The organism is Lactococcus petauri (genome assembly GCF_002154895.1).
GTDB lineage: Bacteria > Bacillota > Bacilli > Lactobacillales > Streptococcaceae > Lactococcus > Lactococcus petauri.
In genome coordinates this window covers 193472-210380 of the sequence record NZ_MUIZ01000005.1, presented here as the reverse complement: position 1 = coordinate 210380, position 16909 = coordinate 193472, and the positions used below count along the sequence as shown (strand labels likewise).

Sequence of the window (16909 nt, the reverse complement as noted above, 5' to 3'; positions counted from 1 at the left end):
TAAGGAAAAAGAATTATGCCAAATTTAGCAAATCTGCCAATTACAATTAAAGATATTAAAAAAGCTCAAAACACTGTTAAACAATATGCACGTGAAACACCCTTGATTCAGTCAATGTTCTTGACTGCTAAAACAGGTGGCGAAGTTTACTTGAAACTTGAAAATATGCAATTAACAGGCTCATTCAAGTTCCGTGGCGCTTTCAATAAGATTGCTCAATTATCTCAAGAAGAGAAAGATCGTGGAGTGATTGCGTGTTCAGCAGGGAACCATGCTCAAGGTGTGGCTTTAACTTCAAAACTTCTCGGTATTAAGAGCATTATTGTTATGCCAAAAGGTGCACCTCAAGCTAAGGTTGATGCCACACGTGGCTATGGTGCAGAAGTAATGCTTGAAGGTGAACAGTTTGATGACTCAAAGGCCTTTTGTGAAGCTTATGCTAAGGAAAATAATATTACGTATATTCCTCCATATGATGATGCAGAAGTAATGGCTGGACAAGGAACAATCGGTCTAGAAATCTTAGATCATCTGTGGGATGTTGACACAGTATTGGTGCCAGTAGGCGGTGGTGGTTTGATTTCAGGTGTTGCGGTTGCCTTGAAATCTTTTAACCCTAATATCCAAGTTATTGGTGTGCAAGCTGAAAATTGCCATGGTATGACTGCATCTTTTAGAGAACGTAAGAAAGTGCACCATGATGAAGCACCAACGATTGCAGATGGCTGTCATGTGGCTTATCCAGGTGAATTGACTTTTGAAGTAGTCAATCAAATCGTTGATAATATGGTTCTTGTAACAGAAGCAGAAATCGAATTAGCCATTAAAGATTTGATTCAACGTACGAAAATCGTGGTGGAAGGTGCTGGCGCTCTTGCAACAGCAGCTATTCTCTCAGGTAAAGTTGATGATTATGTGAAAGGCAAAAAAGTTGTTTCTATCGTTTCAGGAGGGAATGTTGACTTGGCCCGTATTGAAGATGTTGTGGATCATTTTCTCATTGCCAATGACAACGATCAATAATTCTTACAAAAAAAGACTTTGAATTTCAAAGTCTTTTTTTGTATAGTTCAGTCTTTTTTTAATCGTGAGATAATTTACTCTGACATCACGAAATTCACAAAGACATGTAATTTAAATTAAAGTTTAATCAAAGTGCAAAAAATCCTTGCAGGAGTAAAAAAAAAGTGTTAAACTTACTGTAAACGGTTACAAAGTGTGTAACTAAAAATTGAAAGAAGGTTATAGAATGACTTCAAAAGTTTTAACACAGTTCCTCGAAAATGGGCTTGGAGACCTTAAACAAAAGGGTTTGCTCAACACAATTGACGTTTTAGATAGCGCTAATGGTCCTGAAATTACAGTTGCGGGCAACAAGATGATTAACCTTGCTTCAAATAACTATTTGGGATTTGCGACACGTCCTGAATTAATTCAAGCAACAAAAGATGCAACAGATAAATATGGAGCTGGAGCTGGTGCAGTACGTACTATCAACGGCACTTTAGATATACACATTGAATTGGAAAAAACAATCGCTGAATTTAAAGGCACAGAAGCCGCGATTGCGTTTCAATCAGGTTTCAATTGTAATATGGGAGCGATTAGCGCCGTAATGAAAAAAGGTGATGCGATTCTTTCAGATGAACTAAACCATGCCTCAATTATTGACGGATGTCGTCTCTCAGGTGCTAAAATTATCCGTGTTAAGCATCAAGATATGGCTGACCTTGAAGCAAAAGCAAAAGAAGCGACTGAGTCTGGTGAATACAATAAAGTAATGTACATCACAGACGGTGTGTTCTCAATGGATGGGGACGTTGCTAAATTGCCAGAAATTGTTGAAATCGCTGAAAAATATGATTTGATTACTTATGTTGATGATGCGCATGGTTCTGGTGTTATGGGCGGCGGAGCCGGTACAGTAAAACATTTTGGCTTGCAAGATAAGATTGACTTCCAAATCGGTACTCTTTCAAAAGCGATTGGTGTAGTAGGCGGATATGTAGCGGGATCAAAACTTTTGGTTGATTGGCTTAAATCACAAGGACGTCCTTTCCTTTTCTCAACTTCATTGACACCGGGTGCAGCAGCAGCAGCAAAAGAAGCCTTTGTCTTAATGCATGATCATCCAGAATATGTCGAAACACTTTGGGACAACGCAAAATACTTCAAAGAAGAATTACAAAAAGCCGGCTTTGATACAGGTGTATCTGAAACACCAATCACACCAGTGATTCTTGGAGATGAAGCAAAAACACAAGAGTTTTCTAAGAAATTGATTGAAAATGGCGTCTATGTTAAACCTATCGTCTTCCCAACTGTACCACTTGGAACAGGACGTGTACGTGCGATGCCTACAGCAGCGCATACGAAAGAAATGTTAGATGAAGCTGTTGCTGTTTTTGCCAAAGTAGGTAAAGAGATCGGCTTGATTTAATTTCTTGGGGCAATAAAAACTTTCTATTACAAGTAAGTATACAACAAATATATTGGAGAAAATATAATGAAAAAAGTACTCATCACAGGCGCACTCGGACAAATCGGATCAGAATTAACAGAACGTCTTCGGAAAGATCTTGGGGTTGATAATGTTATCGCAACAGATGTACGTGAAGTTGAAGGTAATCCAGTTGTGACTGACGGCCATTTTGAAATTTTGGACGTCATGGACCGTGACAAAATGATGGCAATTGCTAAAGATAATGGTGTGGATACAATTATCCACTTGGCTTCACTTCTTTCAGCTGTTGCAGAAGCAAAACCACAATTTGCTTGGAATTTGAATATGGGTGGCTTGGTTAATGCCTTAGAAACAGCGCGTGAACTTAACCTCCAATACTTCTCACCATCATCTATTGCTGCCTTTGGACCAAGCACTCCAATGGACAACACACCTCAAGTAACTATTCAACGTCCAAATACAATGTACGGTGTGACTAAAGTTTCTATGGAATTGCTTTGTGATTACTACTACACTAAATTTGGTGTTGATACACGTGGTGTACGTTTCCCAGGTTTGATTTCTTATAAAACATTGCCTGGTGGAGGAACGACAGACTATGCTGTAGATATTTATTACGAGGCAATTAAAAATGGTCATTACTCAAGCTTTATCGCTGAAGGAACAAAGATGGATATGATGTACATGCCTGATGCTATCGATGCTATTGTTGACTTGATGAATGCCCCTGCAGACAAATTAGTAAACCGTAACGCTTTTAATATTACTGCGATGAGTTTTGAGCCTGAAGAAATTGCTGCATCAATCAAAAAATTCATGCCAGACTTTACAATGGATTATGATGTAGATCCAGTCCGTCAAGGTATTGCAGACAGCTGGCCAAACTCTATCGATGCAACTTGTGCCAAAGAAGAATGGGGCTTCAATCCTAAATATGATTTAGATGCAATGACGAAAGAAATGCTTGAAAAACTTACAGAAAAATTAAAAGGCTAAAAACTAAGTTCATCCCATCACAAAATCTAAAATTATGTTAAAATAAGAGAGTAATCGGTTACAAGATTACTCTCTAATGCTGATGTTAGGAGTCAGCATTGTTATTATTAATCTTATCAAAAATTTATCTTTGAAAGAGGAGCTCTTATGGAACAAAAAAATGAAATGAAGCGAACGCTTGGTTTCTTCCCTGCCCTTACAACAGTAATGGGTACGGTTATTGGTGCAGGTGTATTCTTCAAGGCCGGACGAGTTGCGGAACTCACAGGCCAACCAGGATTGCACATATTGGTTTGGATACTTGGTGGTATCATTTCAATTTGTGGGGGATTAACTGCTGCAGAACTTGCTGCTGCTATCCCTGAAACAGGTGGGATGATTCGCTATATTCAACGTGGTTTTGGTAAACGTTGGTCATTTCTCTTAGGTTGGGCACAGTCTATTATCTACTTCCCTGCAAATATTGCAGCACTCTCTGTTGTATTTGGTACACAATTTTTAAATTTGTTTGGGATGAATGTGAGCGCAGCTAACACTGCAATAGTCGGTGTAATTGCAGCAATTACAGTTACCTTAATTAACTTCATTAGTTCTAAAGCTGCGGGAGGCCTTCAGTCCGTTACAACAGTGATTAAGTTAATTCCGATTGCCTTGATTGTTGTTGTTGGGTTACTTCGTCCTGGTGGTGTTGATTTCCAATTGCTTCCTATTACAGCAGGAGAAAATCTATCCTTGGCGTCTGCAATTGGTTCAGGTCTTTTAGCAACTATGTTTGCCTATGACGGTTGGATTTATGCTGGTAATATTGCCGGTGAAATGAAAAACCCTGCTAAACATTTGCCTCGTGCGATTATTCTTGGTATTGTTGCTATCATGTTTGTATATGTCTTTATCAATGCAGCTTATATTCGTACTTTAGGTATTCCAACCTTGATGGAAAATGATCCGAATCTCCCTGCTATTGTTGCCAATACAATTTTTGGTGGTATGGGAGGTAAACTTGTCACAATTGGTATCTTAATTTCTGTTTACGGTACAATTAATGGTTATTCAATGACAGGAATGCGTGCATCATACGCTTTGGCAACAGAGAAATCTTTCCCTTTCTGGAGAACGTTTAAAAAGCTCTCAGCGAGCGGCGTGCCCGTAAACTCAGGTATTCTGCAAGTTGCAATTGCAGCAATCATGTTAGTTGTAACAATGCTTTCAAGCGATGCTTTTGACTTCTTAACAAATATGTTGGTCTTTGTAATTTGGATTTTCTACACTATGGTTTTCATAACGGTCTTTATCTTACGTAAGCGCGAACCAGAATTAGTCCGTCCATATAAAGTACCACTTTATCCAGTTATTCCAATTATTGCAATCATTGGTGGTGTCTTCATCTTAGTCATGACCTTGATTAGTTCAGACTATATGAGTAACCAAGTTCCAGCCTTGGTTGGTGTTGTCTTTACTTTAATTGGTCTTCCTGTATACAACCATCTAGACAAGAAGTACCATCGTTAATATAGAAAAAAACTCCGAGTATGGAGTTTTTCTTTTGGAGCTGGAAGGAGAGCTTATTTTTTATCAGTATTTGCTTTTTAAAGTAAATTTGCTATAATTTGCTTATGAAAAAATTACTGGTATTGATTGACTTTCAAAATGATTTTATAGATGGTTCTTTGGGCACAAAAGAAGCGCAAGCTATTGTTCCAAGGGTTATTGAGAAGTTGGTGTCTTACGCTGAAAGTGAACGACTGGCTACACAAGATACACACTTTGAAGATTACCTAACAACTCAAGAAGGACAAAACTTGCCAGTAATTCACTGTCAAAAAGGTACTCAGGGTTGGGAAATACGTAAGGAAGCACAAGTTGGCTTTCAACGTGTGTTCGAAAAAAATATCTTTGGTTCAGTAGAGCTTGCAGAATATATCCGCAATGAGAATGTGGAGCAAGTGGAACTCATTGGTATCTGTACGGATATATGTGTGGTTTCAAATGCTTTATTGATTAAGTCATTTGCTCCAGAAGTAAAAATTACTGTTGATGCCTCATGTTGTGCGGGTGTAACTCCAGAAAGTCATCGTGCAGCTTTAGAAACAATGAAATCTTGTCAAATTAATGTGATTAATGACTAAAAAGAGCAAAAATAGCTCTTTTTTTATTTTTGGCCTCAACACTATATATAGTGTGCTTTCTTTTGTTTTCATAAAAAATGATACTAGATATAGTGGAAAAAGAAAAATTTATTTGATAGAATAGAAGCACAAGGAATTAAAAAATGGGGGAACGAAACAATGAAAATGGTTGAGGAAAGCACTGTTGTAACAGATCGAGAAATCAGTGTGATTAAGCGTGATGGTCGCTCCGTAAAGTTTGACAGCAGCAAAATTTTTGAGGCGTTGCAAAAAGCTGGGGATGAAATACTACCTCCGGCTTCAGAGGAGCGTATAGCAGAAATCTGCGATCGTGTAGTGCACGAAATATTCACACGTTTTACGGATAATGTTAAGATTTATGAAATTCAAAGTATTGTGGAACATCTGTTGATGGAACTTGGTGAAACAAAGTGGGCGGAAGTTTACACAACTTATCGCACACAACGTGATCTTGAAAGAAGTAAGGCAACAGACATTAACTTTACCATCGAAAAATTGATCAACAAGGACCAAACGGTTGTCAATGAGAATGCCAACAAGGATAGCGATGTTTTCAATACACAGCGTGATTTAACTGCAGGTGCTGTTTCTAAAGCCATTGGTTTAAAGATGCTCCCTCCTCATGTAGCGAATGCCCACCAAAAAGGGGAAATTCATTATCATGACTTAGATTATTCTCCCTTCACAACGATGTCAAATTGTTGTTTGATTGACTTTAAAAATATGTTTGAAAATGGCTTTAAATTAGGGAATGCTCAAGTAGATTCACCTAAGTCCATTCAAACAGCAACTGCTCAAGCTTCACAAATTATTGCAAATGTAGCTAGCTCACAATACGGCGGCTGTTCATTTGACCGTGCTGATGAAATTTTAGCACCTTATGCAAAATTAAACTATGCGAAGCATTTAAAAGATGCGGAAGAGTGGATTGAGCAACCGGAAAAACGCGAAGCCTATGCTCAAGCAAAAACTAAAAAAGATATCTATGATGCGATGCAATCTTTGGAATATGAAATCAATACGCTTTTTACTTCAAATGGGCAAACACCTTTTGTTACAGTTGGTTTTGGTTTAGGAGAAGACTGGTATGCACGTGAAATCCAAAAAGCTATCCTGAAAGTCCGTATCGGAGGTTTAGGAAAAGAGCATCGTACAGCTATTTTCCCTAAATTAATTTTCACCTTGAAGCGTGGTTTGAATCTTGAAGTCGGTACGCCAAACTATGACATTAAAAACTTGGCACTAGAGTGTGCCACAAAGCGTATGTATCCAGATATCTTGTCTTATGACAAGATTGTCGAGTTAACAGGTTCATTTAAAGCAAGTATGGGATGCCGTAGCTTCCTTCATGGTTGGAAAGATGAAAAGGGCAATGAAGTAACTGCGGGCCGTAATAACCTCGGAGTAGTAACGGTAAACCTTCCACGTATTGCACTTGAAGCGGCAGGCGATAAAGAAAAGTTCTGGGAAATTTTTAATGAACGCATTGCCATTGCTAAGGATGCTTTGGTTTTCCGTGTTAACCGTACAAAAGAAGCCCAACCCAAAAATGCCCCTATACTCTTTATGAATGGGGCCTTGGGTCGCTTGAAAGCTGAAGATTCAGTCGATGAGCTTTATAAAAATGAACGTGCAACAGTTTCCCTTGGCTATATCGGCCTTTATGAAGTTGCAACAAGTTTCTATGGACCAACGTGGGAAAATAACAAGGAAGCAAAAGACTTTACTTTGGAAATCGTAAAACGTATGAACCAAGATTGTAAAGACTGGAGTAAAGAAACCGGTTATCATTTCTCTGTTTACTCTACACCAAGTGAAAGTCTGACAGACCGTTTCTGTCGTATGGATAAGGAGAAATTTGGTTCTGTTGCGGATATCACCGATAAAGATTACTATACGAACAGCTTCCATTATGATGTGCGTAAAAATCCAACTCCATTTGAAAAATTGGAATTTGAAAAAGATTATCCCGTTTATGCCAACGGAGGTTTTATCCACTATGCGGAATATCCAATGATTCAACAAAATCCTCGTGCACTTGAAGCCGTTTGGGACTTTGCTTATGATCGTATCGGCTATTTGGGAACAAATGCACCGATTGACCATTGTTATGAGTGTGGTTTCGAAGGAGACTTTACTGCGACTGAGCGTGGCTTTAAATGTCCCCAATGTGACAATGCTAACCCACAAACATGTGATGTGGTAAAACGAACATGTGGGTACCTAGGTAACCCTCAAGCTCGCCCTATGGTTCATGGTCGTCATAAAGAAATATCAGCGCGTGTCAAACATATGAATGGCTCTGTAGGTGTTCTTGAAGATGGCGAGAGCATTGACAGTGAAGTTGTAGATCATGCAAAGAGCAAGTTTGTAAAATAAAGTAAAAAGTGAATCTTAGGATTCATTTTTTTTATGAAAAGATAAAAAAGCAGGGACAAATTTAAAATTTTAGTGAAAATTCAAGAATAATATTGACAGTGTTTAAGTTTTATTTTATAATTTTAATGCAACCGCTTTTTTACATTTGTAAAAGGCGCGTAAAAAATTACTTTGTCTTGTCCGCAGAGTGATAAAAAATTTTAAGGAGTAATATGGACACTAAAAAAATTAGATGGTTTACCGTCGCATTTATCGCCTTCAACATGGTTTGGGGCATGGGAAATGTGGTCAATAACTTCGCCCAGCAAGGGATCACAGTTGTTACCTCATGGATTTTGATTTTGGCGCTTTACTTTGTACCTTATGCACTTATTGTTGGGCAGTTAGGCTCAACTTTTAAAGACAGTAAAGGAGGCGTAAGTTCGTGGGTTGAACAAACTTCAACAAAACGTCTTGCCTATTATGCAGCCTGGACATATTGGGTTGTGCATATCCCTTATCTGGCCCAAAAACCTCAAGCTATTTTGATTGCCTTTGGTTGGATTGGTCGTGGAGATGGACAACTTGTAAGTTTGATGTCTGTTCCGATGGTTGCCATCATTTCATTGATTATTTTCCTTCTCTTCCTCTGGCTCGCAACAAAAGGCTTAAACACGCTTAAAGTTATTGGGGGACTTGCAGGAACAGCAATGTTTGTCATGAGCTTGCTCTTTATCGTGATGGCTGTCAGCGTTCCTTTTATTGCAAAAGACTTTGCAATCGCAACGCCAGATATGGGAAATATCAACACATATATCCCTAAATTCGACTTCAGTTACTTCACAACAATCTCTATGCTAGTCTTTGCGGTTGGTGGTGCAGAAAAAATTTCACCTTATGTCAACCAAATGAAGAGTCCTGCACGTGAGTTTCCAAAAGCAATGTTTATGCTTGCTGCAATGGTCGGTGTCTGTGCCGTTCTTGGCTCAGTTGCGATGGGTATGCTCTTTACAAGTGGTAACTTGCCTGATGACCTCATGGCCAATGGTGCCTATGCTGCCTTTCAAATGCTTGGCGAACACTATGGTATTGGCAATAGCCTGATGTATGTTTATGCCTTTACACAAGGTATCGGTCAAATTGCTGCGCTTGCCTTTTCAATAGATGCGCCATTGCGTATTTTGCTTGCGGATGCAGATCCACAATTTGTTCCAGCTTGGCTACGTAAAACGACTGCCAAAGGAACACTGATCAATGGTTTCGTATTGACAGGAATTTTGGTAAGTATCGTTATTTTGATGCCTTTGCTTGGAATAGGAAACATGAACGAATTGGTCAAATGGCTGACAAACTTAAACTCAGTGGTGATGCCAATGCGCTACATGTGGGTATTCTTCGCCTTTATCATGCTTAATCGTGCGATCAAACACTTTACTTCTGAATACAAATTTATCAAGCAAAAACGCTTGGCGATGTTTGCTGGTATCTGGTGTTTCTTGTTCACTTTAGTAGCATGTGTCCTTGGTATGGTACCAAAAGTAGATTTTGCTGCCGACCCTTCGGCTTGGTGGTTCCAATTGACTTCGAACATTTTGACACCAGTTGTCTTGATTCTTTTAGGAATGCTCCTTCCATTTATTGCGCGTCGTGAGCAAAAAAAATCAAATGATTTAGTCTAAAAAGTAGTATAATAGAATGAGTAGTTTCGGAAGAAATTGCTCATTTTTTGATACGCTACTCTCATTGCCCTAAAGGGTCTAATGAGGAACGTCAAGCTTTATCAGGCTTGTCTGCATGATATCCTCTTCATTGTGATTAAGAGGATGAATTGTGAAATTTTAGATAAAATAGAGATAGGAGTAATGGCAGATGAATAATCCAAAACCACAAGAGTGGCTTGCTGCGGATTTGGAACAGGGCTATGTTTCAGATTATAAGCCTTTCAATTTTGTTGATGGTGAAGGTGTACGTTGCTCGCTTTACTTATCCGGCTGTAAATTCCACTGCGAAGGATGCTATAATCAAGCAACTTGGAATTTCCGTTACGGTAGTCCATATACAAAAGAATTAGAAGAAAGAATCATGGCTGACTTGAGCCAGTCTTATGTTCAGGGATTGACATTACTTGGTGGTGAGCCTTTCCTCAATACTGGCGTTGCTTTACCGCTGGTCAAACGTATACGCGCAGAACTTCCTGAAAAGGATATTTGGTCTTGGACGGGTTATACTTGGGAAGAGCTTCTACAAGAGGATGAAACCAAACTTGAGCTTTTGCGAAATATTGATATACTTGTTGACGGTCGCTTTAAACTCAGTAAGAAAAACTTATTGCTCCAATTTAGAGGCTCTTCAAATCAACGAATTATTGATGTGAAAAAATCCCTCGCTGAGCATCGAGTAGTCATCTGGGAAAAACTTAATGACGGTAAAGCAGCTGTAGAACAAATTCATAAGGAAAAGCTAATATGAAAACTGTGTTAGTAATTTGTGAATCAGGCTATTGGCATGACTTACGTGAAGGATTAGCAGCTGTAGAAATTGGCTTTCTCGGTTTTGACAAGAAAAAACCTAGGCGTTCCGAAATTGACCAATTAGTGGCGCAAGCTGACTTTGTGATGATTCGGAACCTCAATGTCGCTCATGCTTCAGTTCGATTTGCAAAAGAAGCAGCAAAAGCGAGTGATACACCTTTCTGGATAGGCAGTAATTTCGGTGTAGAAAAGATTATTGAAAAGCTTAAGCTTGCCTTTCCGGAAATAAAATTGTCCGAAAAAACTATGAAGCCAAAAATGCCAAGAAAAAAAAGTCCGCAACAAAAGTTGGCTAATCCTTCTACGAACAATTCTGAAGAAAAGTACCAGCTACCCAAGAAAGCAAAAAATCTTGCCTTAAAATCGGCTCTGAAGGACTTCAAAGTTACTGAAGAGGAAGTTGATTTTGCAAAAATGTTTAAGCCCTGACATCAGGGCTTTTTTGCAAAAATGAGAGATAGCGAAAATGCAAGTCATTTGGTATAATTAGTTTTATGAATAAAATCCTCGAAGTAGAAAATCTAACTTTCAAATATGAAGAAGATCAAGAAGCGCCCACTTTAGATGGGGTATCTTTTGCTGTCCAAGCAGGAGAGTGGGTTTCTATCATTGGTCAAAATGGTTCAGGAAAGTCAACCACAGCTCGTGCTATTGACGGTTTACTTGAAAATGTATCTGGAAATATAAAAATTGACGGACAAATTTTAAGTTCGGAGAACGTTTGGGCACTTCGTCAAAAAATAGGAATGGTTTTCCAAAACCCTGATAATCAATTTGTTGGAGCAACTGTTGAGGACGACGTCGCATTTGGAATGGAAAATCAGGGTATTCCTCGTGAAGAGATGATTTTGCGTGTGGACCAGGCTTTAAAACAAGTCAATATGCTAGAGTTCAAAGGCAAGGAACCTGCACGATTATCTGGTGGACAAAAACAGCGTGTTGCTATTGCAGGGATTATCGCATTGCGTCCAGAAATTATTATTCTTGATGAGGCAACTTCCATGCTTGATCCGACAGGACGTGCTGAAATCATGCGCGTTATCCGTGAAATTAAGGCAGAATATAATCTTACAGTGCTCTCGATTACTCATGACCTTGATGAAGCTACCCTGTCTGATCGTGTATTGGTCATGCGTGCGGGTAAAATTATCAAATCCGCCAAGCCAGAGGAACTTTTTGGTTCTGGTGAGGATATGATTAATATTGGTTTAGATATGCCTTTCACATCGAACTTAGCCGAGGATTTACGAGCGGACTTTAACTTGCCAGAAAAATATTTAAATGAAGAAGAACTGGCAGAACTCTTAGCAGAAAGACTGAGAAAATGATTAAATTTGATAAGGTAAATTTCACTTACCAACCGAATACTCCCTTTGCGAGTCGAGCGCTCTTTGACATCAATTTAGAGGTGGCAGAAGGAAGTTATACTGCCCTTATTGGCCATACAGGTTCAGGGAAATCAACACTATTACAACATCTTAATGGCCTGTTGCAACCTACAGAAGGTAAGGTCAATATTGATGATATTGTCATTCAGGCCAGCAGTAAACAAAAAGAAATCAAGCCAGCACGTAAAAAGGTGGGGGTTGTTTTCCAGTTTCCTGAAAGTCAGCTTTTTGAAGAAACGGTTTTGAAGGATGTTGCTTTTGGTCCACAAAACTTTGGTGTTTCGCAAGAAGAGGCGCTTAAAATTGCGCGTGAAAAGCTCGAGCTTGTCGGTCTAGCAGAAAAAAACTTTGAAAAATCGCCTTTTGAATTATCAGGTGGACAAATGCGCCGTGTTGCCATTGCGGGAATTTTAGCAATGGAACCTAAAGTTTTAGTTCTTGATGAACCCACTGCTGGATTGGATCCCAAAGCCCGTATCGAGATGATGGAGCTCTTTAGTCACCTGCATCAAGAAGGACAGACAGTTGTTTTGGTCACACATAATATGGATGATGTGGCCGAATATGCAGACAAGGTGTATCTCTTAGAAAAAGGACGTGTTATTTCATCAGGTAGTCCTCAAGACGTTTTTCAAAATGTTGAATTTTTGATGCAGCATGAGCTTGGTGTACCTAAAACAACGGAATTTGCTGTCAAGTTAGAGCAGCGAGGTGTGGTCTTTGACCGCTTGCCTATCAAACGTCAAGAGTTGATTCAAATGCTGAAGGAGGCGAAAAAGTAGAATGCAAAATATGCTTATGGGACGTTACATCCCTGGAAATTCGCTGATTCATCGTCTGGATCCTCGAAGCAAACTTTTAGTCATGTTTATTTTTGTTATCGTGATTTTCTTTGCACATGACTGGTTAGGCTATTTACTCTTAATTCTTTACACTTTTGCTGGTGTCCTTTTATCAGGAATTTCTATTTCTTATTTCCTTAAAGGTCTAAGACCGATGATTGGCTTGATTTTATTTACAGTTATTTTTCAGATGCTGTTTACACCTGGAGAACATATTATTTTTCAATTTTGGATATTGAAAATATCAACAGAGAGCTTAATTAACGCACTCTATATTTTCTTCCGCTTTGTGTTAATTATCTTTATGTCAACAGTACTCACATTGACCACGCCGCCGCTAACCTTGGCAGATGGTATTGAAACTGGTTTAGCACCTTTGAAGAAAATCAAGGTACCGGTACATGAATTAGGACTTATGCTTTCGATTTCACTTCGCTTTATTCCAACATTGATGGACGATACAACCATGATTATGAATGCCCAAAAGGCAAGAGGTATGGATTTTGGTGAAGGGAATCTCTTGCAAAAAGTCCGCTCGATTATCCCGATATTGATTCCGCTCTTTGTTTCGAGCTTCCGACGTGCAGAAGATTTAGCAGTTGCCATGGAGTCACGAGGCTATCAAGGAGGCGATGGGCGCAGTAAATATCGTCAGCTCAAATGGTCGAAAAATGATTTTATTTTATTACTGAGTATTTTTATATTGGCTGCTCTCTTACTGTCATGGAATACCTTTAGTCGTTAATTCGCACAGCTACTTTTAGAATAAAAAAACTGAATAATTTCGGTTTTTTTTGTTTAATTATGAGTTTATTCTTGCATTCGCAAAGTTGATTTGCTATAATAATCAAGTAGTTAAAAAACGCACCCGTGGCTCAACTGGATAGAGTACCTGACTACGAATCAGGCGGTTGCAGGTTCGAATCCTGCCGGGTGCATAATAATTAATTCGGGCTTGCCCGTTTTATTATTGTAAAAAATTTTCATACCTTCGGGAAGTAGCTCAGCTTGGTAGAGTACTTGGTTTGGGACCAAGGTGTCGCAGGTTCGAATCCTGTCTTCCCGATTACCGACTAACCCTAACTCATCTTTCGTAGATGAGTTTTTTTGTTGGAAATGAAAACTGAGCCTGTATTGTGGTTGGAGTTAGTGAGTTAAAGAATAGATTCTTTGGAGTCTATTTTTTGTTTTGCTTTGATTTGGTATTAATATTGTCACTCTAGTATCAGGGCGTGCTATATAGAACAAAGCAAATAGGACATATCAAGAAGTATTGCAATTCTAGAAGTAGCAGTTAAAAAGTTTTTTTGATTTTTTTGTTATATTTAATATTTTTTTACGGATAATAGTGTGCCATGAATAAAATTTATTGTGAATAGGAGGATGTGAAGTCAACATTGCAGAACAGATCAAAAAATAGTAGAAAACAGACCTTGAGAATAAAAGTACTAACTGAAATGAGGCTTTTTTGAAAAAAAGAATTTTAAAATTTAATCTTGCTATTCTTCTACTCAGCATTTTATTTGGAATGTTTATTTTTCAGGTAGAGCAATATTCAAGAGATAAAGTGACAGACTTTTTTAGATATACGTATAGTTATTCTCCTGTAAAAAAACCTAAAAAAATAACGAATAAAAAAGAGAACGACAGCGCGATTGATATTATAGAAAAAATTTCAAAACAGGAGGGATTATTTACACTCTATAAAGTTGTAGACCAAGGGTACTTTATCAAAGAAGGGATCAATTTTAAGTTCCTAGAAAAAGCAGAGATAACCTTGTATGTACCTCAGACGCATCAAAAAAGCGTGTACAGCCCTCCATTGAGTAAATCAGTCTTAACTATAGACGGTATAGATAATTTAAAAAATAAAAATGAATTTGAGTGGCAAGTTTTTATAAAAACAGAGGATAAAAACAAATATAAAGATACGGTAGAACAGATTAAAAATACTTATAACAAAGCTTTTGATGAGAACTATACTTACAAAGATTTTGCAGATTTTGAAAAAAGTGAAAGTTATGAATTATCATCGGGTAGGGACATTTACAATATTTCAAGCTATTTAAAGATTGGCATAACCTTTTTTACGGTGATGTTGAGTTTTTGGATTTTTTCGGTTCATAAAAAAATTCATATTTTACGACAAAATGGCTATTCTATCGTAGCGAGTATAAATAACTTTATCGGCAAGGGGTATGCAACTTGTATTTTTGCATCCATTGCTTTACTTACCTATTTATTAGGAAGCATTTCACGCATCTATTGTGTTAATTTTATGATAAATGTTGGACTACTCCTAGCCTTGAGTTATGTTTGGTTGATGATGATGGTTTATGTCGTGGAGAAGTTAGGTCGGAGAAAAAAAGAGAGTAAAAATAAAGGAGAAAAGTTATTTATCAACATATTGCCAACAGCGATAAAACTTATTTTTCTGATGATGCTAGTCGCAACTCACCTAGATTTAGCAAGGATTATGTATCAAACATCCAGTATCACCTTTAATAGTAAAGTGCCTAAAAAAATAAGTGAAGATAACTATCATGTTTTTTACCCCGTTGTTGTGGGAAAAAATCAACTTGAATTTGACCATGACAAGGATTCTAGAGCAGAAGAAGAGGAGGAGATTTATCGCTATTTAAACCAAAACGGGAGCTTGCTGGTAAGTATACAACATTATAATATAAAAGAGAACGAAGTGTTTGGACGAACGATACAACTCAACCCTAATTATTTAAAAAAATTCGAGATTTTAGATGAAAATAATCAGAGAGTCCTTATAGAAGAAAGTGAAGAAAAAAGGATATTACTCATTCCCGAAAGATTCAAGGGAAGTGATGACTTAAAGAAGATAGAAGAATACTATTTTAAAGACTTACTCCAATTTGAGGATAAATTAACGGAGATTATCTATATCAAAGATAAACAACCTGTCTACAGTTTTGTTCCCAATAAGCCATGGATTGATGACTATCCTATTTTAGATATTTTAACACTCAAAAACAGCGACAGTTGGGAAAGGAATATTTTTAGTGGTGCTATGTATCCGCCAATCAAAATAAAAACAGCTGGGCAGTCAAGTGAAAAGCTTAGCGGGCTTTTAGAGAAAAACAAGTTAACAGATAATTTACCTTCTTTTGTCCCCTATGAAAAGTCAGAGATTACGCTAATAAAAAGCCTGTCTGGTTCGCTCAGCTCTTTATTAATCAGCTCCCTATTGACTGTATTTGTCTTTTCCATTGTTTGCTTACTCACCACTGCCTATTTTTTCCAGTATCATAATAAAAAATTTTATTTGCTAAGGCTAAACGGTTATTCTTTTTTTGAAGCTTATGCCTCAGTCTTTTTATTGTTGCTATTCGAACTAATGATGGGTTTATCTATAGCTGTATTCTTGTCTGAAATCAGCAAAGAATTTGTTATTAATATCTTTCTGGCCATGGTACTCAATGTCATTGTAGTCAGTATGACTTTGTTTAGAGTTGAAAAAAGAATGTCTAATTAAATCTTTAAAGGGGAAAGTGATGAATAAAAACGAAACAGTCTCTCTATCTAACATCCAAAAAAAGATACAGGATAAACCCATTTTTTCAATCAATGCGTTTACTGTAAATAAGGGTGATTTTGTTACCATCAAAGGTGTCAGTGGTTCTGGAAAGACGACGCTGTTAAACATACTAGGGATGAACGACACGGTAAGTTCAGGAGAATATTTATTTGAAGGTATTGAAGCGTCAGAGCTGAAAGGAAAAGAAAAGCTAAAAATCAAGAGAAATAAAATATCATTTTTATTTCAAGATTTCGGTCTAGTTGAAGAAGAAACAATTAATTTTAATTTAGAAATAGGCTTAAAATATAGCAAATTAAGTAGGAAAGAGAAAGTAAAACAAAAAAAGGAGGCACTGAATGCGGTCAATTTAAATAAAAAACTATCCACAATGATTAGCAATTTATCTGGAGGAGAAAAACAGCGCGTTGCACTCGCGCGAATTATTTTAAAGCCATCCATACTTATCTTAGCGGATGAACCCACAGGTTCTTTAGATTCGCTCAACAGAGATATCGTTACGGATATTTTATTTCAACAATCAATAGAGGGGAAAGCAGTAATCATTGTCACTCATGATGAGGAACTGGCAAAGAAAGGGAATAAAAGCATAGAGCTTTAATTTTGCGCTGCCCT

At 37.7% G+C, this 16909-nt stretch carries 14 protein-coding genes and 2 tRNA genes; all 16 read left to right on the top strand.

The annotated features are described in order from the left end of the window. Positions 1-15 precede the first annotated feature (15 nt). Positions 16-1023, top strand: a complete 1008-nt coding sequence (tdcB, locus tag BZZ03_RS08790; protein WP_003133199.1) for a bifunctional threonine ammonia-lyase/L-serine ammonia-lyase TdcB — start codon at positions 16-18, stop codon at positions 1021-1023. A gap of 226 nt (positions 1024-1249) precedes the next feature. Further along, positions 1250-2440 (top strand): glycine C-acetyltransferase, encoded by a 1191-nt coding sequence (locus BZZ03_RS08785; protein WP_014025448.1) that lies wholly within the window; start codon positions 1250-1252, stop codon positions 2438-2440. A 66-nt stretch (positions 2441-2506) separates the two neighbouring features. Next, positions 2507-3460, top strand: a complete 954-nt coding sequence (locus tag BZZ03_RS08780; protein ID WP_019291514.1) for an L-threonine 3-dehydrogenase — start codon at positions 2507-2509, stop codon at positions 3458-3460. Between the two features lie 147 nt (positions 3461-3607). Beyond that, complete coding sequence (locus BZZ03_RS08775) at positions 3608-4969, top strand: APC family permease (protein ID WP_019291515.1); 1362 nt, start codon at positions 3608-3610, stop codon at positions 4967-4969. Between the two features lie 104 nt (positions 4970-5073). Continuing rightward, positions 5074-5586 carry a cysteine hydrolase family protein gene (locus tag BZZ03_RS08770; protein ID WP_019336043.1) on the top strand — a complete coding sequence of 171 codons (513 nt, stop codon included), beginning with the start codon at positions 5074-5076 and terminating at the stop codon, positions 5584-5586. Between the two features lie 159 nt (positions 5587-5745). After that, a complete protein-coding gene (gene nrdD / locus BZZ03_RS08765) occupies positions 5746-7986 on the top strand; it encodes an anaerobic ribonucleoside-triphosphate reductase (protein ID WP_086583036.1) in 2241 nt (746 codons plus the stop codon). A 212-nt stretch (positions 7987-8198) separates the two neighbouring features. Beyond that, on the top strand, positions 8199-9644 hold the full coding sequence (locus BZZ03_RS08760) for an APC family permease (RefSeq protein ID WP_019293665.1): 1446 nt from the start codon (positions 8199-8201) through the stop codon (positions 9642-9644). A gap of 190 nt (positions 9645-9834) precedes the next feature. After that, entirely contained in the window at positions 9835-10434 is a 600-nt protein-coding gene (gene nrdG / locus BZZ03_RS08755) for an anaerobic ribonucleoside-triphosphate reductase activating protein (RefSeq protein WP_019292586.1), read from the top strand. Continuing rightward, the gene (locus tag BZZ03_RS08750; protein ID WP_019292585.1) at positions 10431-10925 is read left to right on the top strand and encodes a DUF2325 domain-containing protein; all 495 of its coding nucleotides are present in this window, start codon (positions 10431-10433) and stop codon (positions 10923-10925) included. The genes nrdG and BZZ03_RS08750 overlap by 4 nt, the downstream gene beginning before the upstream one ends. Before the next feature lie 65 nt (positions 10926-10990). Next, positions 10991-11824, top strand: coding sequence for an energy-coupling factor ABC transporter ATP-binding protein (locus BZZ03_RS08745; RefSeq protein ID WP_019292584.1), 834 nt, complete (start codon positions 10991-10993; stop codon positions 11822-11824). Beyond that, the gene (locus tag BZZ03_RS08740; protein WP_019292583.1) at positions 11821-12666 is read left to right on the top strand and encodes an energy-coupling factor ABC transporter ATP-binding protein; all 846 of its coding nucleotides are present in this window, start codon (positions 11821-11823) and stop codon (positions 12664-12666) included. Before BZZ03_RS08745 ends, BZZ03_RS08740 begins: the two co-directional genes overlap by 4 nt. Before the next feature lies 1 nt (position 12667). After that, positions 12668-13471: an energy-coupling factor transporter transmembrane component T family protein gene (locus tag BZZ03_RS08735; RefSeq protein ID WP_019292582.1), complete on the top strand. Its 804-nt coding sequence runs from the start codon at positions 12668-12670 to the stop codon at positions 13469-13471. Positions 13472-13590: 119 nt separating this feature from the next. After that, a tRNA-Arg gene (locus BZZ03_RS08730) sits at positions 13591-13664 on the top strand. A 54-nt stretch (positions 13665-13718) separates the two neighbouring features. Beyond that, positions 13719-13792, top strand: a tRNA-Pro gene (locus BZZ03_RS08725). 402 nt (positions 13793-14194) lie between these two features. Beyond that, positions 14195-16231 carry a hypothetical protein gene (locus BZZ03_RS08720; RefSeq protein ID WP_086583035.1) on the top strand — a complete coding sequence of 679 codons (2037 nt, stop codon included), beginning with the start codon at positions 14195-14197 and terminating at the stop codon, positions 16229-16231. A gap of 19 nt (positions 16232-16250) precedes the next feature. Further along, positions 16251-16895: an ATP-binding cassette domain-containing protein gene (locus BZZ03_RS08715; protein ID WP_086583034.1), complete on the top strand. Its 645-nt coding sequence runs from the start codon at positions 16251-16253 to the stop codon at positions 16893-16895. Positions 16896-16909: the final 14 nt, after the last annotated feature.